This window comes from Providencia sp. wls1922 (assembly GCF_009706505.1).
Lineage (GTDB): Bacteria > Pseudomonadota > Gammaproteobacteria > Enterobacterales > Enterobacteriaceae > Providencia > Providencia lanzhouensis.
Genome location: NZ_WLUG01000108.1, coordinates 1 through 19,487 on the forward strand (window position 1 = coordinate 1; position 19,487 = coordinate 19,487).

At 43.3% G+C, this 19,487-nt stretch carries 20 protein-coding genes; 5 read left to right on the top strand and 15 right to left on the bottom strand.

From position 1 onward, the window contains the following. Positions 1 to 399 precede the first annotated feature (399 nt). Entirely contained in the window at positions 400 to 828 is a 429-nt protein-coding gene (locus GKR71_RS15190) for a hypothetical protein (RefSeq protein WP_036950136.1), read from the top strand. A 58-nt stretch (positions 829 to 886) separates the two neighbouring features. Here GKR71_RS15190 and actP read toward each other — a convergent pair whose 3' ends face one another. The 3 genes from actP to acs form a co-directional block, all read right to left on the bottom strand. Continuing rightward, complete coding sequence (gene actP, locus GKR71_RS15195; RefSeq protein ID WP_036950135.1) at positions 887 to 2,536, bottom strand: cation/acetate symporter ActP; 1,650 nt, start codon at positions 2,534 to 2,536, stop codon at positions 887 to 889. Continuing rightward, positions 2,533 to 2,844 (bottom strand): DUF485 domain-containing protein, encoded by a 312-nt coding sequence (locus GKR71_RS15200; protein ID WP_006663518.1) that lies wholly within the window; start codon positions 2,842 to 2,844, stop codon positions 2,533 to 2,535. The genes actP and GKR71_RS15200 overlap by 4 nt, the downstream gene beginning before the upstream one ends. Positions 2,845 to 3,048: 204 nt before the next feature. After that, positions 3,049 to 5,004: an acetate--CoA ligase gene (gene acs / locus GKR71_RS15205; RefSeq protein WP_036950132.1), complete on the bottom strand. Its 1,956-nt coding sequence runs from the start codon at positions 5,002 to 5,004 to the stop codon at positions 3,049 to 3,051. A gap of 397 nt (positions 5,005 to 5,401) precedes the next feature. Here acs and sodA point away from each other — a divergent pair, with 397 nt between their 5' ends. The 3 genes from sodA (at position 5,402) to GKR71_RS15220 (ending at position 7,793) form a co-directional block, all read left to right on the top strand. Next, positions 5,402 to 6,028 (top strand): superoxide dismutase [Mn], encoded by a 627-nt coding sequence (sodA, locus tag GKR71_RS15210; protein ID WP_036950130.1) that lies wholly within the window; start codon positions 5,402 to 5,404, stop codon positions 6,026 to 6,028. Positions 6,029 to 6,170: 142 nt separating this feature from the next. Further along, positions 6,171 to 6,851: a 6-hydroxyaminopurine reductase gene (gene yiiM / locus GKR71_RS15215; protein ID WP_230085103.1), complete on the top strand. Its 681-nt coding sequence runs from the start codon at positions 6,171 to 6,173 to the stop codon at positions 6,849 to 6,851. Positions 6,852 to 6,887: 36 nt separating this feature from the next. Continuing rightward, positions 6,888 to 7,793, top strand: a complete 906-nt coding sequence (locus tag GKR71_RS15220; RefSeq protein WP_036950127.1) for a LysR substrate-binding domain-containing protein — start codon at positions 6,888 to 6,890, stop codon at positions 7,791 to 7,793. Between the two features lie 32 nt (positions 7,794 to 7,825). Here the strand turns inward: GKR71_RS15220 and GKR71_RS15225 are convergent, their stop codons facing one another. Then, positions 7,826 to 8,704 (bottom strand): pirin family protein, encoded by an 879-nt coding sequence (locus GKR71_RS15225; RefSeq protein ID WP_036950125.1) that lies wholly within the window; start codon positions 8,702 to 8,704, stop codon positions 7,826 to 7,828. A gap of 296 nt (positions 8,705 to 9,000) precedes the next feature. Between GKR71_RS15225 and GKR71_RS15230 the strand changes: the two genes are divergently transcribed. Further along, positions 9,001 to 9,546, top strand: coding sequence for a toxin-antitoxin system YwqK family antitoxin (locus GKR71_RS15230; RefSeq protein WP_036950123.1), 546 nt, complete (start codon positions 9,001 to 9,003; stop codon positions 9,544 to 9,546). A 78-nt stretch (positions 9,547 to 9,624) separates the two neighbouring features. Here GKR71_RS15230 and trpS read toward each other — a convergent pair whose 3' ends face one another. The 11 genes from trpS to pilM form a co-directional block, all read right to left on the bottom strand. Further along, positions 9,625 to 10,668 (bottom strand): tryptophan--tRNA ligase, encoded by a 1,044-nt coding sequence (gene trpS, locus GKR71_RS15235; RefSeq protein WP_154610021.1) that lies wholly within the window; start codon positions 10,666 to 10,668, stop codon positions 9,625 to 9,627. Between the two features lie 80 nt (positions 10,669 to 10,748). Continuing rightward, positions 10,749 to 11,435, bottom strand: coding sequence for a phosphoglycolate phosphatase (locus tag GKR71_RS15240; RefSeq protein WP_036950119.1), 687 nt, complete (start codon positions 11,433 to 11,435; stop codon positions 10,749 to 10,751). Further along, positions 11,432 to 12,106: a ribulose-phosphate 3-epimerase gene (rpe, locus tag GKR71_RS15245; protein WP_108479679.1), complete on the bottom strand. Its 675-nt coding sequence runs from the start codon at positions 12,104 to 12,106 to the stop codon at positions 11,432 to 11,434. The genes GKR71_RS15240 and rpe overlap by 4 nt, the downstream gene beginning before the upstream one ends. Before the next feature lie 36 nt (positions 12,107 to 12,142). After that, positions 12,143 to 12,979, bottom strand: a complete 837-nt coding sequence (dam, locus tag GKR71_RS15250; RefSeq protein WP_108479678.1) for an adenine-specific DNA-methyltransferase — start codon at positions 12,977 to 12,979, stop codon at positions 12,143 to 12,145. Between the two features lie 83 nt (positions 12,980 to 13,062). Continuing rightward, entirely contained in the window at positions 13,063 to 13,992 is a 930-nt protein-coding gene (locus tag GKR71_RS15255; protein WP_154610020.1) for an SPOR domain-containing protein, read from the bottom strand. 284 nt (positions 13,993 to 14,276) lie between these two features. Next, entirely contained in the window at positions 14,277 to 15,365 is a 1,089-nt protein-coding gene (gene aroB, locus GKR71_RS15260; RefSeq protein ID WP_036950111.1) for a 3-dehydroquinate synthase, read from the bottom strand. A gap of 40 nt (positions 15,366 to 15,405) precedes the next feature. Beyond that, the gene (aroK, locus tag GKR71_RS15265) at positions 15,406 to 15,927 is read right to left on the bottom strand and encodes a shikimate kinase AroK (protein ID WP_036950109.1); all 522 of its coding nucleotides are present in this window, start codon (positions 15,925 to 15,927) and stop codon (positions 15,406 to 15,408) included. A 505-nt stretch (positions 15,928 to 16,432) separates the two neighbouring features. Beyond that, on the bottom strand, positions 16,433 to 17,476 hold the full coding sequence (locus tag GKR71_RS15270; RefSeq protein WP_154634520.1) for a transporter: 1,044 nt from the start codon (positions 17,474 to 17,476) through the stop codon (positions 16,433 to 16,435). Continuing rightward, positions 17,469 to 18,005 (bottom strand): hypothetical protein, encoded by a 537-nt coding sequence (locus GKR71_RS15275; RefSeq protein ID WP_036950105.1) that lies wholly within the window; start codon positions 18,003 to 18,005, stop codon positions 17,469 to 17,471. The genes GKR71_RS15270 and GKR71_RS15275 overlap by 8 nt, the downstream gene beginning before the upstream one ends. Beyond that, positions 17,998 to 18,537: a PilN domain-containing protein gene (locus GKR71_RS15280; protein WP_080675619.1), complete on the bottom strand. Its 540-nt coding sequence runs from the start codon at positions 18,535 to 18,537 to the stop codon at positions 17,998 to 18,000. Before GKR71_RS15280 ends, GKR71_RS15275 begins: the two co-directional genes overlap by 8 nt. A 1-nt stretch (position 18,538) precedes the next feature. Further along, positions 18,539 to 19,384 carry a pilus assembly protein PilM gene (pilM, locus tag GKR71_RS15285; RefSeq protein ID WP_154610018.1) on the bottom strand — a complete coding sequence of 282 codons (846 nt, stop codon included), beginning with the start codon at positions 19,382 to 19,384 and terminating at the stop codon, positions 18,539 to 18,541. Positions 19,385 to 19,487: the final 103 nt, after the last annotated feature.

Genomic DNA, 19,487 nt, shown 5'->3' on the forward strand with positions numbered 1-19,487 from the left:
GAACTGCCAGACATTAAATTAGCCGAGAAGCCACCCAATGGGTGGCTTTTTTGCGTTTGGGGGAAATGAATAATTGGTAATACATTGGCTTATTGTGACCCTAGTTATAAAAACTCTGTTATAAAAACCATTATTTTCACAATTGATTAAAATTAATAATCGCTCATCGAAATTAATTGATTATCATTTAAGCATCTAACACATTATTCTTTCTCTATTTTTTACACAGAATTCCCCCTCAATTACTCTAATGTAAAATATAATAGGTAAGTATTGTTAAATTGATGTTTAATTCCATTATTCATATACTATTAAAAATGGTTATTTTTAATCAATTAAGATGTTGAATTGTTAAATTTAGCGGAAAGAAGATGAGCATTCATCAAATAGGTGGGTTATATGAATAAAATGAAAAGCAGCAATAGCCAGATTTTTGAGCAGATTATTTCTGTGAATAAACAGCAAGAGAATGAATTTAACAATGGGCAAGATGGCGCCATTATCCTTTCACTGTTAGTTATGTTTTTTATACCCTTCTCTTTACTCGTGATGGTGAAAAATCACCTTGGGTTAGAGAACAATGCTATGGCAATTGTTTCAGTGGTTGTTCTTAGTATTGGAATTGCCGCTGGTTTATATAAAAGCTTTAGAATAGGGGCTAAGTTTGTCGATAAACGCCCTATGTTGGAGCAATTGCTTTCGCGTTATACACCTAAAGATAAAGCGGAGTATCAAAAGTTACTCGTTGAAAAGCAAAGTAACCCTCAAGGCTTTTATGCTTTAGTAGAAGATTGGTTAGCAATAGAAAAACGCGCTTACGCCAATTAAGCCTAAGCATTAAAAAAAGCGACTCATTTGAGTCGCTTTTTTGTTTCTATCGATGAATTTAGTGAGATTTGCCTTGCTCAATACCTAAGCCAATTTGTGAGCGTACAAACTGCTCTTTAAAGCGGGCTCTTTCCATTTTACCTCTCTCTGAATTATCGGTGACTGAGAATAGCCAAGATGCCGTAAACGCGACAATCAAGGAGAAGAATGCTGGGTATTCATAAGGGTAAATCGGTTTTTCATGATGCAGAATAGTCACCCAGATTGTTGGGCCTAAAATCATCAGAACAACCGCTGTAATCAGGCCTAACCAACCACCCGCAAGAGCACCTCGCGTGGTTAACTTGCTCCAATACATTGATAGTAGGATGATTGGGAAGTTACAGCTTGCCGCAATAGAGAAGGCTAAGCCCACCATGAAGGCGATATTTTGTTTCTCGAACAAAATTCCTAAACCAATTGCTACGAAGCCAAGGATCACCACGGTAATTTTTGATACGCGCAATTCATCGCGTTCATCGGCTTTACCATTTTTAATCGCCATCGCATACAGGTCGTGGGAAACCGCAGACGCACCCGCCAACGTTAAACCAGCAACAACCGCGAGAATGGTGGCGAAAGCAACCGCAGAGATAAACCCAAGGAAGAAGTTTCCACCTACAGCATCGGCGAGGTGTACCGCTGCCATGTTGGTACCACCGATTAAGGCGCCAGCTGCATCTTTAAAGTCAGGGTTTGAGCTAACCAGAACTATAGCTCCAAAACCGATGATAAATGTCAGAATGTAGAAGTAACCGATAAATCCAGTCGCGTAGAACACGCTCTTACGGGCTTCTTTTGCATCGCTAACGGTGAAGAAGCGCATAATGATGTGAGGTAAACCTGCTGTACCAAACATCAAGGCCAATCCAAGAGACAAGGCGGATATTGGGTCGGAAACCAGTCCTCCGGGGCTCATAATGGCGATACCATTTTTATGTACTTCAACGGCTTCTTTAAATAACGTATTGAAGTTGAAGCCGACATGTTTCATGACCATAACAGCCATAAAGGTTGCGCCTGCGAGTAACAAAATGGCTTTGATGATCTGTACCCATGTGGTTGCGAGCATCCCACCGAATAGGACATATAGCACCATCAATATCCCAACAATCACGACAGCAATATGATAGTTAAGCCCAAATAACAGCTCTATCAGCTTTCCTGCCCCAACCATCTGAGCGATTAGGTACAGTGCCACAACCACTAAGGAGCCCATTGCAGACAGAATGCGGATAGGTCTTTGTTGTAATCGATATGACGCGACATCCGCGAAAGTATAGCGACCTAAATTTCGTAAGCGCTCGGCAATTAAGAACAGAATAATTGGCCAGCCAATTAAGAAGCCGATGGAATAGATAAGCCCATCGTATCCCGAAGTATAAACTAGAGCCGAGATCCCTAAGAATGAAGCTGCGGACATAAAGTCACCCGCAATTGCCATTCCATTTTGGAAACCCGTAATTTTTCCGCCGGCAGTATAGTAATCAGAGCGAGAGCGAGTTCTTTTTGAAGCCCAGTAAGTGATATAAAGCGTAAAACCCACAAACAGCAAGAACATCACAATGGCTTGAATATTGACAGGTTGACGCTCAACATCGCCTGTCAGGGCATCAGCGAACGCCATTGACGAGGTAAAAAACAGAATAAGTGAGAGCAAGACTTTCATTTTTCTACCTCTTTTAAGATTTCGGCGGTTAAGCGGTCAAATTCACTGTTAGCACGGATGACATATAAACCCGTTAAGATAAACGAGATCACAATCAGCCCAACGCCTACAGGAATACCGCGGGTGATATAGGAACCTTCAGTTATTGGGGTTCCTAGCCAGCTTGGATCAAACGCGATAAGAAAGATAAAACCAACATACAGAACTAACGTTATTGCAGATAACAACCATGAAAAGCGACTACGTTTTCTCACTAATTCTTGAAAGAGAGGGTTCGCCTCGACCTTTTCGTAAGCAGTAGCATTCATCAGAGTTCTCCTCTGTTATTGTATTATTGGCATACTCTGATAGCTCAAAGGCGGATTTTAGGGCGACACATGGCTACCCAAGGAATTAACTGGGTATTCGGTCAGACTCTATTTTCTGCTGATTGAGTGATGCTGAGTATTGATTTTAGGTCGCCCGAAGGCGACCTGTAGTGCCATGAGCTATCTACACAACTATTTATATAGCTACGAGATACTCATTGACTGTTTTTCTTCGAGCAGTTTTTCGACAACACCTGGATCTGCCAGTGTGGAAGTATCTCCAAAATTACTGGTATCACCTGATGCAATTTTTCGTAGGATACGGCGCATAATCTTACCGGAACGCGTTTTCGGTAAAGAATCTGTCCAATGCAAAACGTCTGGCGTGGCAATTGGACCAATTTCTTTACGAACCCAATTACGCACTTCAGTGTACAACTCTGGGGATGGTTCCTCGCCAGAAATCAACGTGACATAGGCATAGATTGCCTGCCCTTTGATGCTATGAGGAATACCCACGACAGCAGCTTCAGCAACCTTCGGATGTGAAACGAGGGCAGATTCAATTTCTGCTGTCCCTAAACGGTGACCTGAAATATTCAGGACGTCATCAACACGACCTGTGATCCAGTAATAGCCATCTTCATCACGACGCGCACCATCACCACTAAAGTACATTCCTTTAAAGGTGGAGAAATAGGTTTGTTCGAAACGTTCATGGTCTCCAAACAGGGTACGAGCTTGACCCGGCCAAGAATCCACAATGACTAAGTTACCTTCCGTTGAGCCATCGAGCGGCTCACCAAGGTTATCAACCAATGCAGGGCGAACGCCAAAGAATGGCAGTGTTGCTGAACCTGGTTTTAACATCGTTGCACCCGGCAGTGGTGTGATCATGAAACCACCGGTTTCCGTTTGCCACCATGTATCAACCACTGGGCAGCGGCTGTTCCCCATTTTCTTGTAGAACCATTCCCACGCTTCTGGGTTGATTGGCTCACCGACCGATCCCAAAATACGTAGAGAATCGCGCTGGGTACCTTCAATCGCTTTATCACCTTCCGCCATCAGTGCACGAATAGCAGTTGGTGCGGTATATAGGATATTGACTTGGTGCTTATCAACGACTTGAGCCATGCGGTTAACCGCTGGATAATTTGGCACACCTTCGAACATTAAGGTTTTTGCACCATTAGATAACGGTCCATAAAGCAGATAGCTATGACCCGTTACCCAGCCCACATCCGCCGTACACCAGTAGACTTCATTTTCATGATAATCAAAGGTGTATTTGAATGTCAGCGTTGCATAAACCAGATAACCGCCCGTGGTGTGGAGAACCCCTTTAGGTTTACCTGTGGAGCCGGAAGTGTAGAGAATAAACAGCGGATCTTCTGCATTAATTTCTTCCGGTGGGCAATCTGCGCTTACGCCTTGGATAACGTCGTGCCACCAAAGGTCACGGCCTTCAACCCAGCTTGGTGCATTACCTGTACGGCGGTAAACAATCACATTCGCGACGGTAGTGACTTGTGGGTTTTGCAGTGCATCGTCCACGTTCTTTTTCAGTGGAATAGCGCGACCTGCACGCAAGCCTTCATCAGAGGTGATGATAAGCTTAGCTTTACAGTCAATAACGCGCCCAGAGACTGCCTCAGGGGAGAATCCCGCAAAGATGACGGTATGGATAGCACCGATACGCGCACATGCCAGCATCGCGACAGCGGCTTCAACCACCATTGGCATATAGATAGCGACGACATCCCCTTTGCGGATGCCTTGCTTCTTAAGAACGTTTGCGAACTGGCACACATCATGGTGCAGCTCACGGTAAGTGATATTTTTTGATTGGTTAGGGTCATCACCTTCCCAGATGATAGCGGTTTGGTCGCCACGAGTGGCTAGGTGACGGTCTAAACAGTTAGCGCTCAGGTTTAAGGTGCCATCTTCGAACCAGCGGATATTGACATGCCCTGGGTCGAATGAGGTGTTCTTAACGCGAGTGTAAGGTTTAATCCAATCAACGATTTTCCCTTTTTCGCCCCAAAATCCTTCGGGGTCTTGAATCGAGCGTTGGTACTCATCGTTATACTGTTGTTCGTTTATCAGGGCATTTTTAGCAATATTAGCAGGAACGGGATGTTTAGTTATTTGTGTCATATTATTATCTCCTTGCAGATGTTAATAGTATGTCAAAAAACAGTTAACTGAAGTATGGATGGTTACTTTGTTTTTCTTTTGAGCGGAAGATCACGTATTAATAGTAATGGGATTTGCAGTATGATCATTTGATGCTAAATCCATGATTGAAATAAAAATTCAAAAATATAACTAACATTAGAATTAAAGAAAAACAAAGGCGAATTATAGTGGTATTAGTTACTGAATAATCTATTGATGATAGTTGTTGGAAAAATCCACAGAATTCACATGGATATGATAATGATTTTCATTAACACTAAAATAACTATAATGGGTGCGTGGTTAAAAACACGCAGTTACTGAAATCCTAATTCAGTCTGTGAGGTAGAAAGATAAGTCACTGGAGACAAACAATATGAGTTATACATTACCTGCTTTACCTTATGCTTACGATGCGCTGGAACCTCATTTTGATAAACAAACCATGGAAATCCATCACACCAAGCACCACCAAACTTACGTGAATAACACCAATACCGCCTTAGAAAAACTGCCTGAATTGGCGGGTTTGGATATTGATGTGTTAATCCAAAAATTAGACCAAATCCCCGCAGATCAACGTACTTTTGTACGTAATAACGCGGGCGGCCACTCAAACCATAGCCTGTTCTGGAAAGGGTTAAAATTAGGTACTGACCTGCAAGGCGAACTGAAAGCCGCTATTGAGCGTGACTTTGGTAGCGTTGATGCCTTTAAAGATCTGTTCGAAAAAGCCGCAGCTTCCCGTTTTGGTTCTGGTTGGGCGTGGCTGGTATTAAAAGCCGATGGCAAACTGGCTGTGGTTTCTACTGCAAACCAAGACAGCCCATTAATGGGTGAAGCAATTTCCGGCGCTTCAGGTTACCCAATCCTTGGTTTAGATGTTTGGGAGCACGCTTACTACCTGAAATATCAAAACCGTCGCCCTGACTACATCAAAGCTTTCTGGTCAGTTGTGAACTGGGATGAAGCAGCAAAACGCTTCGCAGAAAAAACTAAGTAATTTTTTTGCTAACTGATTTTTTTAATAAGCGCGGTTCTTAGGAGTCGCGTTTTTTGTTTTTACCGTCGGTATAACGTTGTTATCTCTATGGTCATTCTTTATGATGAAAACTCTTTCTGGCTGGGTTATCGGGAGCAAAACGGTGAAAATACATCCTCAAGTTTTTATTGGTACCATTCAAAGCACTACCCATTGTGGAGTTAGCGCTATTCATAAGCGAGCAGTGGATGGGGTATTAACTTTAAACAGCTTAGGCATTGAAGGGGATGAACAAGCAGAAACGCGTTTTCACGGTGGGCCTGATAGAGCGTTATGTCATTACCCGCAAGAACATTATGAATTTTGGCGACAACGATACCCGCAATTAGAGGATTTATTCCTTCCTTCCGCTTTTGGTGAAAACCTGTCAACTCAAGGAATGACCGAAGAAAACGTTTTTATCGGTGATATTTATGCTTGGGGTGACGCACGTATTCAAGTCACTCAACCGCGTTCCCCTTGTTATAAACTCAATGGGTTAACGGGAGTGGAAAATTTTGCTCAAGTCATGCAGGACGAAGGTCGCTGTGGTTGGTTATATCGAGTCATTAAAGGCGGTAGTGTCGGTATGGATACCCCACTTAAACTCTTGAGCCGTAATAGTGATATCTCTATGCAAGAAGCGATTATGATAGCTTTCCATGCGCCGTATGATGAAGAGTTGTATCGTCGATTATTGTCTGCGGCGGGGCTATCGGCGAGTTGGAGCCTGACGATGCAAAATCGGTTAGAGCATCATAAAATTGAAGAGTTTAGCCACCGTTTATTTGGTCGACGCGGCTGATGGTTTATCACTGTCATTAGGATTGAGGAAAACAGCATGCAGTACGATTTAAATGATCTCTATTATTTCGTTAAAGTCGTTGAACATGGTGGTTTTTCTCAAGCAGGTGCGGCGCTTGGGATCCCAAAATCAAAACTCAGTCGTCGTATTGCCGACTTAGAGCAAAAACTAAATGTCTCACTGATTTATCGATCAACACGGCAATTTCATGTCACTGATATTGGGCAAGTTTTTTATCAGCAATGTAAGAATGTCGTGGAAGAAGCGGATATCGCCCATGAACTGATTTGCTCAGTACAAACACATCCCAAAGGTACTATTAAGCTCTCTTGCCCCGTTACTTTATTACAAGTCTATTTGCAGGATTTACTGATTGATTTTATGGAAAAATACCCTGATATCGATGTGCAAATTCTGGCAGTTAACCGCCCCGTCGATGTGATCAGTGAAGGGTTGGATTTGGCATTACGCGTACGTTCATTACCCCTGGATGATTCTGGAATGATGATGAAAGTGTTGGGGTATTCTCGGCGGATATTAGTTGCAAATCCAAGCGTATTCCGTGAAAAAGGGGAACCATCAACCCCTGAACAGCTGGTGGATTACCCAGTTCTTGCCAATACGGAGCATTCACAGCGTTACACTCTATCTTTAAAAAACAGTGATGAGCTGAGTGTAACTGTGCATGTCACTCCCAAGCTAGCCACCACCGATATTTTAACGTTATACCGTGCTGCGGTAAGAGGGCTGGGGATCGCCCGTATACCACGAGGTGTGGTTGAAAATGAGTTAAAAAGTGGTGAATTGGTGGAAGTGTTGCCAGATTGGCAATTTCCAGAAGATATCATTCATGCTGTGTACCCTTCCCGTAAAGGGTTGTTACCCGCAGTTCAGTTATTTCTAACTTATTTGGCTGAGAATATGGCGGCTGGGAAAAAATAAAGTCCCCTGAAAAAATTCAGAGGACTTTATGGTTATCTGGCATTCGGGATCCGACCAAATTTACCGCTATTAAAATCATTCACAGCTTCGTTGATTTCCTGGCTCGTATTCATCACAAATGGGCCATATCCCACCACTGGCTCATCAATAGGATCACCGCTAAGCAGCAGCACTAAAGCCTCATCGGTGGTGGCTTCTAACAGCACATTGCTATCAGTAGCATCGAGGATCATCAACTCACCTTCATTCAATGCAGTATGACCATCCACAAATAGGCTGCCTTTCAACATCACCAATCCAACATTGCGACCAGTTTTGGTTGGCAATCCCACGACTTTCCCTTTATTCAGACGCAGATCCCAGACATCAAGGGCGGTAAATGTGCGTGCGGCGCCTGTGTTGCCTAGATAGTCGCCTGCAATGACCCGTAATGTGCCCGCCTCATTCGGTAAGTTAATGGTCGGGATAGCATCGCGAGTCAGCAATTGGTAACCCGGTGCAGCCAGCTTATCTTTAGCGGGTAAGTTGACCCACAACTGCACCATATCCAAAGTACCGCCATTTTTCATAAAGTTATCAGACTGATATTCTTGATGAAGTATTCCTGATGCCGCTGTCATCCACTGCACATCACCCGGTCCGATAACCCCACCTTCTCCCGTAGAGTCGTGGTGAGCCACTTCGCCGTCATACACGATGGTAACGGTTTCAAAGCCTTTATGTGGATGCTCGCCAACACCACGATTATCCCCTTCAGATGCTGGGAATGGGTGCGGACCCGCTCTGTCCAACAGTAAGAATGGGTTCAGGTATTTCCCGTGGTTGCTATAACTAAACATGGAGCGAACAGGGAAACCATCACCAACCCAGTGGCTACGTGGGGATTGATAAATACCAATAATCTTTTTCATGGTGAGACTCCAAACTGGTTTTATAAACTGATCAGTGTTATGAACTAATCATTTCGATGAACCAATAATAGAAGAGCCAAAGCAGGGTGAGTAGAGGCAAAAATAGGTTTGATTGTTCTATAAATAGAACAATGTAGTCATGGATGAGTGAGTTAAATGTCGGTTTCTAGTATGCTTCGGGTTAGCAAAAATCGGAGCGTTCCTCTTCATTTATTCATCTTAAACATGAACGATCAAGAATACTAAATAGGTATGATGTCTCCGAGTAAACCTGTGATTCCGATAAAAGGATTGTTATGAAAACAACTAATATCGCCATGGCATTTTCTGTTGCCTTCATGTTGTCTGGCTGCCTTTCTCAGCCAGCGCCTCAGTATGACAACAATGGTATACAGTTAGAAGAGTTTAAAGAGCTAGAAAGCTTGAGAATGCCAGAGCTGGATATTCCTGAAGGGGCGCCGGACGGGGACTATATTGAACGTTATGGAAATGGTGCCATTCAGTTTAAATCGTGGGTGAAAAACAACTGCTTAGATAAAAGCATTACGGTTTATTATAAAAATGGTCAGCCAAAAATGTTTATTCCTATAAAAAATTGCAAAGTGGATGGTGTCATTAAGTCTTACCATCCTAATGGAAATTTAGATACCGAGATGGGATATAGCAATGACCGACTCAACGGCGATTATAAATCCTATTACGACACGCCAAAGAATAATCTGCATCTTAAAACGAGTTTTGTTAATGGGGTTGCGGAAGGTGTTCTTGAAGAGCGCGGACAGGATGGCGAGCTATTAAAGCAGGGTCTGATTAAAGACGGTAAGTTATATACCGCGAAGTAAGTGGATTACAGATAAAATAAAAGCCAATTAACTGTGAGAAAGTTAATTGGCTTTTTGCTATTGAATAGCGATGTAAGATTAAAGCTGTGGGCGTTTTACAAAGCCGATTGCATCGTAAACCTTGTCTAAGGTTTCTTGAGCGCGAGCCGCTGCTTTGGTCGCGCCTTCATCCATAATTTGGTTCAGCAGCGCTTCATTATTGCGGAACTCATGGTAACGAGCTTGTAAGTTAGTCAGCATGTCGGAAACTGCTTCCGCGACCGCACCTTTCAGATGACCGTACATTTGGCCTTCGAACTCGGCTTCCAGCATTTTCACGCTTTTGCCTGTCACGCCAGCAAGAATATCTAGCAGGTTAGAAACACCCGCTTTGTTTTCAACATCGTAGCAAATACGTGGTGGCTCTTCAGAGTCAGTCATGGCACGCTTGATTTTCTTCACAACGGATTTCGGATCTTCCAACAGCGCAATCACGTTATTGCGGTTGTCATCAGACTTAGACATTTTCTTGGTTGGCTCTTGTAATGCCATCACGCGAGCGCCGCCATCAGTTGGGATAAATGGCTCAGGTACGGTGAAAATATCTCCGTAAATGGCATTGAAGCGCTGAGCAATATCACGGCTCAGTTCAAGGTGCTGTTTCTGGTCAATTCCAACAGGAACTTGGTTAGTTTGGTAAACCAGAATATCGGCAGCCATCAGAACTGGGTAGTCAAACAGACCGGCGTTGATGTTTTCTGAGTGGCGAGCAGATTTGTCTTTGAACTGGGTCATGCGGCTCAGTTCACCGAAATAGGTGTAGCAGTTTAGTGCCCAGCTCAGTTGTGCATGTTGTGGCACATGTGACTGAACAAAAATGGTGCTTTTCTTAGGATCAATACCGCAAGCTAAGTAGAGCGCTAATGTATCAAGGGTTCTTTTACGCAGTTCAACAGGGTCTTGGCGAACGGTAATGGCGTGTTGGTCAACGATACAGTAGATGCAATCATAATCATCTTGCATTTTAACCCACTGACGTAACGCACCCATGTAGTTACCGATGGTTAATTCACCGGAAGGCTGTGCGCCGCTGAATACAATAGGTTTCTGGGTTTGTTTAGATTTCTCAGTGGGTGTGCTCATTTCTTTGTATGTCCTTGTAGTATTTTTATACCCTGTTAAGTTTCGAGCCACGCCGTTGGTGACTCGAATTATTGGGGATTTTATTTTGATAAATCAATAACGGAGAGTAGCTCAGAAAAGTGGCTTAACACGTAGTCGGGCTCGGTAATTGCGATTGATTCACCATAGTTGTAGCCGTAGGTTAACCCTACACTTGGGCAGCCTGCATTGTGGGCTGCGATAATATCATTACGGGAATCGCCGACAAAAAGCAATTCTTCTTTGCGTAAACCGAACTGACCCATTGTTAAATAGAGTGGCGCTGGGTGCGGTTTGGTTTTTACCACATCATCGCCACCAAGTACTAATGAAAAGTAGCTATCGATGCCCAGCTTTTCGAGTAATGGCGCCACAAATGGGGTTGGTTTGTTGGTTACAATCGCCATAGGCAAGTTGTGTTTCGCAATGGTTTCAAGGGTCTCTTTGACCTCAGGGAACAGCTGGCTACCGGTATTAACGGTCGTCGCATAATGTTCATCGAAGCGGATACGAGCTTGCTTTTTCAGCTCTGGCGTTACAGTCATTCCCGCCCATTCTAGCGCACGCTCTACGAGCATATCAGCGCCGTTACCTACCCAGATGGAGACACGCTCTTTGCCTGCTGGTGGTAAGTTAAGCTCTTCGAGGGTCTTGTCGATGGCGTCGGCTAAACCGCCGGCGCTGTCAACAAGGGTTCCATCCAAATCAAACGCAATCGCTTTAATACTCTCTAAAACCGCATATGTCATTGAGATACCTTTTTCAATTCTTGGCGCATTTCATCGATGACTTTTTTGTAATCTGGCTGATCAAAAATCGCGGAGCCAGCAACGAAGGTGTCTGCACCTGCTGCGGCAATTTCTGCAATGTTATTGACCTTCACGCCACCATCGACTTCTAAGCGAATATCATAACCACTTTCGTCAATCAATTTACGAACTTGGCGCAATTTGTTCAGGGTTTGTGGGATAAAAGATTGACCGCCGAATCCTGGGTTAACAGACATCAGTAGGATCATATCAACTTTATCCATCACATAATCGAGATAGCTAAGTGGGGTCGCTGGGTTAAATACCAGACCCGCAGTACAACCATTCTCTTTGATGAGTTGTAAGGTTCTATCGATGTGCTCGCTGGCTTCTGGGTGGAAACTGATGTGAGTCGCACCCGCTTTAGCGAAATCTGGAATAATGCGATCGACCGGTTTAACCATTAAGTGAACATCAATCGGGGCGGTGATACCGTAATTGCGCAGGGCTTTACAGATTGGTGCACCGAACGTGAGGTTCGGTACATAGTGGTTGTCCATCACGTCGAAATGGACAATGTCTGCGCCCGCAGCAAGAACTTTGGCGGTATCTTCGCCTAAACGTGCAAAGTCAGCAGATAAAATAGATGGGGCAATGAGAAAATCTTTCATAATTGTCTCCGATTATTCGTCGTTATCTGACAGCACCTATGATTTTTTAGATGCTCCCGCTCCCGCATATAAAGCCAAAAGCTCGTTGACTTTGGCACGGTTCAAAATATTTCTACTAATGGTGCGACGCACTTTTACGATATGTAACTGTGCTTGATAATACCACTCTCGAGTCACCGGGGTCTCATGATTTGAGATAAGAACTGGGATCTTGCGCTCAGATGACAACTTATGTGCCAAAAAAGCCAGATTCTGTTGTTCTTGCGCACTAAAGGCGTTGGTGTGATAGGCCGTAAAATTAGCGGTATCAGACAGCGGTGCATAAGGTGGATCGCAGTAGATGACTGAGCCATCCTGCGCATCGAGTAATGTTTTGCTGTAAGACTGCGTCACAAAGGTCGCTTTCTGAGCTTTTTCAGCAAACCACAGTAATTCGTCTTTCGGAAAGTAGGGTTTTTTATAGCGCCCGAAAGGCACATTGAATTCACCACTTAAATTATAGCGGCATAGTCCGTTATAACAGTGGCGGTTAAGATACAAAAAGAGAATGCTACGTTTAGCTGGGTCATCTGATTGGTTAAATGCTCGGCGCATTAAATAATACTGTTCAGAGGTATTAAATTCAGGTGTGAACAGTTGCTGAGCTTCTTCGATAAAAGCATCAGAGCGATATTTAACCGTGTTGTAGAGGTTGATAAGATCGCTGTTAATATCTGCAAGTACGTACGAATCGTAGTTGGTATTTAAAAATACCGATCCTGCACCAACAAAAGGTTCTATTAAGCAATCTCCTTGTGGAAGATGTTTTTTGATCTCGTCCACAAGCGGGTATTTACCCCCAGCCCATTTTAAAAAAGCGCGTTTTTTTTTCATGCCGTCTTATTATTACAATCGTTTAAGAGCCGCCACTTGGCGGCTCTTTCAGGACAACATTATGCGCCCGGGGAAAAACGTTGTTATTTTTGATCCTGTTTAACTTGTTTCATATTACGCACCCACGGTTTTTTCGCTTGCACTGCGGCAGGTAAGGCTGCAATTGCATTTTTTGCTTCGCTCACTGAGCTGTAATTTCCGTGGATCAATACATACCAAGTTTGGCCATTACGAATGGTTTTATACACTTGATAGTTAGCAAGTTTATTCTCTTTTGCGAAAGCTTCCAGTGTATCTGAACGACTTGCGCTACTTAATTGCAATGTATAGCTTCCAGAGGGGGCTGCAACGGTACTACCACTTTGGTTTGTGCTAGTTGCTGGCTTAGTAGTTGTTTTTGGCTGAGCAGGTTGTTTTTGTTCAACAGGCTTAGTCGCTTTTGGTTGTGTTTTTTCTGGGGTGACAGGTTTAACTGTTGGCTGTTTTTCCACAGGTTTGACTTGTGGTGGTGTCAACGGTGTCACATTTTGTGGTGGCGTCGTGGTGCTTTCAGACGGCAGGTTTTGACCTTGGTTGAGAGCGTCGGCAACATCACCTGGAATTTCAATACGTTCACCAAGACCATTTTGTTGAGTCTGAGTGTCTGCTTGAGTTGGCATTGGGTTAATTTGCTGACCATTTAACTCTTGCGCTTGGCTTGTTTGCGGTTGCGTTGTGGATTGAGTATCTGAGTTGGTCAGTGATGAAGAACCTGATAAATCGATATTACGCTGATTAGCGCTATCATTTTGTAATTTCTCATGTTCTGTTGGTGCTTTTAATGCGGAACTGATTGCAATGATCAGCAGAAGCAGCACTAAAACGCCGACACCGATCATGATGTGTTGACGTGATAACGCAATTTTTGGCTTAGCTGCCGCAGCAGGACGCGCACGTCCGGTTGGTCTATCTGATGTATCAGGCCTTAAATCATTCTGTACTTGAGGCTGATTGTCTGGTTTAAATTCGTCCATTTTCCTCTCCCGAAATTAGTTCGCCTGTGTAGAGATGAAATGTCTCTTATCATTACGACCTGTTCACGACTAAGCAATTGCTTCTGCTCACTTTTAAAGAATAGATTGTTTAGCAATTTCATTCCAATTTCAATGAGATTGCGACCACCTTACTTCGTTACTCGTTATAGGTGCTAGGCGTGCGTATAATTTAACGGCTTTAGTTGATATCTGCCAGTAACATTTTAAAACCCCTGAAAATATTCAGGAGCCAATTAATGATTTTTACTTAGTTCAGTAATAATTTATGGCATACAAGCCGAAATAGCGGCAATTACTGTTGAGGCATCCACATCGGAACGCATTTCTGAACTACCGATAGTGGTTGGAAGGATAAGATGCAATTTGCCTCCCATGACTTTTTTATCTCGCATCATGTGAGGTAAATAGTCATCAGGTTGCATTTTTGCAGGACCAGTAACAGGTAGCTCGGCGCGTTTTAAAAGGGCGATGATGCGTTCTGTTTGTTCTGGGGTAAATTGGCCAATCAGCTCAGCGGTTTTAGCAGCCATGACCATACCAGTAGCAACAGCTTCTCCATGGAGCCATACACCGTAGCCCATTTCGGCTTCGATAGCATGACCAAAGGTATGCCCTAAATTTAATAGTGCACGTAGCCCGCTGGTTTCTTTTTCATCGGCGGCGACCACTTGTGCTTTCAGCTCGCAACAACGGCGAATACAGTACGCCATGGCTTGGTTATCTAATGCCATTAAGGCATCGATATTTTTTTCCAACCAGCTAAAAAATTCACCATCAAGAATGATGCCGTATTTAATGACTTCAGCCAGACCAGAAGAGAGTTCGCGCTTAGGTAAGGTCTTTAAGCAATCGAGGTCAATCACGACGGAGGCCGGTTGATAAAATGCCCCAATCATATTTTTCCCCAATGGGTGGTTAACGGCGGTTTTTCCACCAACCGAAGAGTCCACTTGGGAGAGTAATGTAGTTGGAACCTGAATAAAGCGTACGCCACGTTGATAGCTAGCTGCTGCAAATCCAGTTAAGTCACCGATTACTCCCCCACCAAGGGCGATGAGGGTCGTGTCACGGTTATGGTGCTTTTCGAGTAATGCCGTAAAAACATCATTCATGATAAATAAAGATTTATACTGTTCGCCATCAGGTAAGACGATAGAATCGACTTTGACACCTGAGGCTTCAAGAACGGCTTGGATCTTATGTAGGTAAAGTGGAGCGAGAGTTTCGTTAGTCACTATCATTGCTCGCTGACCCGCAGTTAGTGGCCAAAATGCATCCTTGCCTTGGTACAAACCAGGTGCAATATTGATTGGATAACTGCGTTCATCCAGAGTAACAGTGACTTTTTCCATCTTGCTTTACCTTGAATTCATGACTTCTGATGTATAAAAATTAGTTTTTTTCTAACATTTCAATGATTTGATTGGCAACAACTTTTGCGCTTTGCTCATCAGTATGAATTGTTATATCCGCTATCTCTTCATACATAGGATTGCGTTCATCGGCTAATTTTTCTAAAACTTCGCGAGCGGGCTCATCCACTTGTAAAAGAGGACGTTTTTTATCGCGTTGTGTGCGGGATAATTGCTTCTCAATGGTGGTTTCGAGATACACGACAACCCCACGAGCGGACAAGCGGTTACGCGTCTCTTTGGATTTAACAGAGCCACCACCTGTCGCTAAGACAATGCCTTGCTTTTCAGTGAGTTCATTGATGACTTTCTCTTCGCGATCGCGAAAGCCTTCTTCACCTTCTAGGTCGAATACCCAACCTACATCTGCGCCAGTGCGTTTTTCAATCTCGTGATCGGAGTCAAAGAACTCCATATTAAGCTGTTGAGCTAACTGACGACCAATAGTGCTTTTTCCGGCTCCCATTGGTCCAACCAGAAAGATATTGCGTTTCTCTGCCATGTTTTTTGGTATTACTACGATTATTCGTTAATGATCACCCGCCCCGCCAATCAAATTAGCGGCGGGACCTAAACTGAAACCTCATAAGTGATGATGTGAGATCAGATAAGAAAATTATCTCAATACATCAACCTGAATTGCAACTATATAAATATGGCACTTAGAAAACAAAGTGCCATATTCTTCGTTGCGGGTTTCTATATATTTGAGCCGTCTACATTACATAATGCACTGTTTAGCGAGCTTATTAACAGGTTGTTTATTCCACTAAATGAATGGAACCTGTTAATTATAAAGCAAAATTTCTGTAGCTATTTTATAAGCGGCTGATAGTTTGTTCTTTCATCTACCGATAGTTAGAACACTCAATGGATAACCTTGTATGCTAAAACGACCTCAGCGTCAAATTTATCCGGTATGTTTATGGCACAAAAAGTAATAATTTCACGGTACTTTGAGGAATTAAACATTCAACTAATTGAATGTATAGGCGTTATTTTTTACGCTAAATCTTAATAAGTTTTGGTGTAATAAATACCAGTAAAATACGCTTATCAACGTGTTGCGTCTTATTGATAAATAAACTTCCTAATAGTGGGATTTGTGAAAAAAATGGGATGCCTGAATCCGTTTTTTCTTGCTTCTGTTGAAAAATACCGCCCAATATTAGGGTGTTATTATTTTTGATAGTCACTGAGGTCGCAATTTCTTGTTTATTGATGGCGAGATGTTGGTTTGGATTGACGGTGAGAGCGGTATCTGGGGAGTTATGGCTGATTTTTAATACCATTTCGACTCTGTCATCCCGAGCAATGGTTGGCGTAACTTCCATACCTAATACCGCATCTTTAAACTGAACGTGGCTTTTTTTATCAGAGGTGGTGACATAGGGAATTTCGCTGCCTTGTTGGATGCTGGCGGGCTGTTTATGGGATGCAACCAAACGTGGGCTCGCAATAATTGACAATAAATTTTCTTTTTCTAGGGCGTTAAGCTTCATTTCAAGTAGGCCTTCTCCGAGCCGTAATACATTTAATGCCATCTGTCCTGATTGGCTGCTGTAACGGTTATAGCGGCTATGGTGCCCATCAGTTGCTGACTCACCTAGCATTCCCCACTCTAAACCTAGCGCTTGTAAAGCGGTGCGTGAACTGCTGATGATGTGGGCTGTGATTTGTACTTGCTGCTGGGGAATATCTTTTTGGGCAAGCCATGTTTCAATTAATGCCAAGCGTTCTTTGGTGTCCGTAATGATCAAACTGTTGGTGGTGGCATCAAAGTGGGCTATGCCTTTATCGGATAGTAGGCGCATGTCAGGCTCCGTGATCTGTTGATGAACAGCTTGAGCGTCGATAGAGACTAATGGCAAAATTTTTTCGGTGAGAATTATCTCCGGTACTTTAGGTGGAACGATGGTGTCTAAGAGCTGAGTATCTTCTTCTGTTGGGAGTATGGGTTCAAAAGGGTCTCGGGGTGTTTCGGCATACACGAAGAAGGAGCTGCATAGCATTAACATTAATAAGGGGACAAAAAAATTAGTTTTACTCATTAGGTTGTTCATCCTTGATAAATAAGAGCGATAAATTGGCGGTCAGTTGCTGGTTTTTGGTAGTCAAAATGACATCAGAAAATTGCCAATATTGCTGAGGGAGCGTATGGGTGAGTGATTGCATAAATTCGAGGAGATCCTTAAATTTCCCTTGGATCTCAAGTTGGTAATGAGAATTCAACGGATCCGATGGCTGAAGCTGATTTAAGACAATATTGTTATTCGCAATAAGCTGCTGTAAGTGAAGAATAAAGAAATGAGGATCTAAGGTGATTTCCTCATTAGAAGGGAATGAAGCAAGTTCCTGTTCTAGCCAAACGCGAGTCGGATTTTGGGCGAAAAATTGACTACTGGCTTGGTTTTGTAGGTGCAAGACAGAGCTGTTTTGTTGTAAATCTGCCCATTGATTTCGCTTGTCTTGCCAAATGAAGGTATAGCCAGCGGCAATGCTCACCACCAAAATCAACGGTATTGTTAGATATTGCTGCCAAAGGGGTCGGTACCAAAAAGCGGCAAAGTGGTTATTCATCAATGACACCTCGATAATCGGCTGTTAGGTACAATTGATTAACGGTAGCAACCCGCCGTAACGTGCGCAGTTGCACGTTATCGACCTGAGGTGTTTGGCTAAATTGAGTTAACAGCAAATTCAGATCTTGAAAGCGATAACTGAGCGCTTTGATTTCTAAACGACCTTCACGTAGCTGAAAGGTGGATAGCCAGCTTTTAGGTGGCGTGAGATTGGATAGCGACCTTAATAGGTTGAGTAAGGCATGGTTATGTTGCGCATAGGATTGACGCTGATTTTGCTGAAACGTGAATTTTTCTAGCTGTTGTTGCTGCGCTTGTAATTGTGTTTTTAGTTGTTCAATGTGCTGTTGATGTTGCTGCTGAGTAGCAAGGTATAAGTGGGCTTGCGATATATCCTCTAGAAGCAAACTGATTAAATAACCAAAGATAATGATGACGGAAATACAGCTGCCCCACGTCACCATTAAAAAATAGCGTCGCTGGCGAGTGAGCTTATCGGTTCGCCAAGGTAGGAAGTTAACCTGATACATATTAAAGATCCCCATGACGCAGAGCCAGCCCCGCGGCAATCACAAAGTCCCCCAATTGACGGGGTAATTTGATGGGGTATTGATGAAAAGCTTGCAGTAAATCCCATCGATACTCTATGCCTTGAATATCGTGGTCACTAATGTAGTAAATCGGTAATTTTAAGGCTTCAGGATCGTCAGTTAATAAGGATTGAATCTGGTTAATGTGCACTGGTTGATTATCTTGAGTCGGATTATCGTTTTGAATATGACTATAACTTGCAGGTTGGCTGATAGGCCCTGACCAAAACCATTCGTTTTGGCGATAGTAAACAAGCCAACATTCGTTAGGCAGCTGAGCATGCCGAGCAAGGTAACGCAGCGCGATGGGGGCAATATCTACAGCCAGCAGGTGATAGCCGCTCTCCAGTAATAAATCTTGCCAGAAGGTAATATCAGATTGGCGTGCGGCATTGAAGTAAACTTGTTGCCCAATGATCCGATAATCTACAGCAAGCTCTTGGGCTTGCATGGGAAAAAGTTGGTCAACTTGCGCTTGTAAATACCAGCTTAGCTCGGGTTGCTGCAAGCTCATTTGGTTGGGAAGTGGGACCTGTTTTTGGAGAGACCTTAGTGAGGGTAATGCGATAGAAACAGAGCAGTTTTTAGGTAATTTCTGACGCCATTGTCGCAAAATATTGCGTAAAATTACGCGGTGTTCATCAAGGGTATGTGATGCGCTGTCAAAAGGTAGCGCTTGTTGCCAACATTCACATAACGACCAGAGTTTGCGATGTTTTTTTGCAGCAACTAACTGAATGTGGTGCTGAGATAGCTCAATCCCGATGTGCCATTTTGGTGAATACATACATAATATCCTTATCATTAACAATTAAATTACGTTTTCTATTGTGCTGTATAAGCTTTATACTATGCAGCAGTGATATCTAAACCCGCCTGTCAGTTGCATA

Excerpts from the sequence above, each read along its gene's own strand:
- GKR71_RS15220 (WP_036950127.1), top strand. The coding sequence starts at position 6,888 with ATGCAGTACGATTTAAATGATCTCTATTATTTCGTTAAAGTCGTTGAA.
- GKR71_RS15275 (WP_036950105.1), bottom strand. The coding sequence starts at position 18,005 with ATGAATAACCACTTTGCCGCTTTTTGGTACCGACCCCTTTGGCAGCAA.
- dam (WP_108479678.1), bottom strand. The coding sequence starts at position 12,979 with ATGAAAAAAAAACGCGCTTTTTTAAAATGGGCTGGGGGTAAATACCCG.
- rpe (WP_108479679.1), bottom strand. The coding sequence starts at position 12,106 with ATGAAAGATTTTCTCATTGCCCCATCTATTTTATCTGCTGACTTTGCA.
- GKR71_RS15255 (WP_154610020.1), bottom strand. The coding sequence starts at position 13,992 with ATGGACGAATTTAAACCAGACAATCAGCCTCAAGTACAGAATGATTTA.
- GKR71_RS15280 (WP_080675619.1), bottom strand. The coding sequence starts at position 18,537 with ATGTATCAGGTTAACTTCCTACCTTGGCGAACCGATAAGCTCACTCGC.
- GKR71_RS15200 (WP_006663518.1), bottom strand. The coding sequence starts at position 2,844 with ATGAATGCTACTGCTTACGAAAAGGTCGAGGCGAACCCTCTCTTTCAA.
- actP (WP_036950135.1), bottom strand. The coding sequence starts at position 2,536 with ATGAAAGTCTTGCTCTCACTTATTCTGTTTTTTACCTCGTCAATGGCG.
- GKR71_RS15240 (WP_036950119.1), bottom strand. The coding sequence starts at position 11,435 with ATGACATATGCGGTTTTAGAGAGTATTAAAGCGATTGCGTTTGATTTG.
- GKR71_RS15270 (WP_154634520.1), bottom strand. The coding sequence starts at position 17,476 with ATGAGTAAAACTAATTTTTTTGTCCCCTTATTAATGTTAATGCTATGC.
- acs (WP_036950132.1), bottom strand. The coding sequence starts at position 5,004 with ATGACACAAATAACTAAACATCCCGTTCCTGCTAATATTGCTAAAAAT.
- GKR71_RS15230 (WP_036950123.1), top strand. The coding sequence starts at position 9,001 with ATGAAAACAACTAATATCGCCATGGCATTTTCTGTTGCCTTCATGTTG.
- aroK (WP_036950109.1), bottom strand. The coding sequence starts at position 15,927 with ATGGCAGAGAAACGCAATATCTTTCTGGTTGGACCAATGGGAGCCGGA.
- sodA (WP_036950130.1), top strand. The coding sequence starts at position 5,402 with ATGAGTTATACATTACCTGCTTTACCTTATGCTTACGATGCGCTGGAA.
- aroB (WP_036950111.1), bottom strand. The coding sequence starts at position 15,365 with ATGGAAAAAGTCACTGTTACTCTGGATGAACGCAGTTATCCAATCAAT.
- GKR71_RS15225 (WP_036950125.1), bottom strand. The coding sequence starts at position 8,704 with ATGAAAAAGATTATTGGTATTTATCAATCCCCACGTAGCCACTGGGTT.
- GKR71_RS15190 (WP_036950136.1), top strand. The coding sequence starts at position 400 with ATGAATAAAATGAAAAGCAGCAATAGCCAGATTTTTGAGCAGATTATT.
- pilM (WP_154610018.1), bottom strand. The coding sequence starts at position 19,384 with ATGTATTCACCAAAATGGCACATCGGGATTGAGCTATCTCAGCACCAC.
- trpS (WP_154610021.1), bottom strand. The coding sequence starts at position 10,668 with ATGAGCACACCCACTGAGAAATCTAAACAAACCCAGAAACCTATTGTA.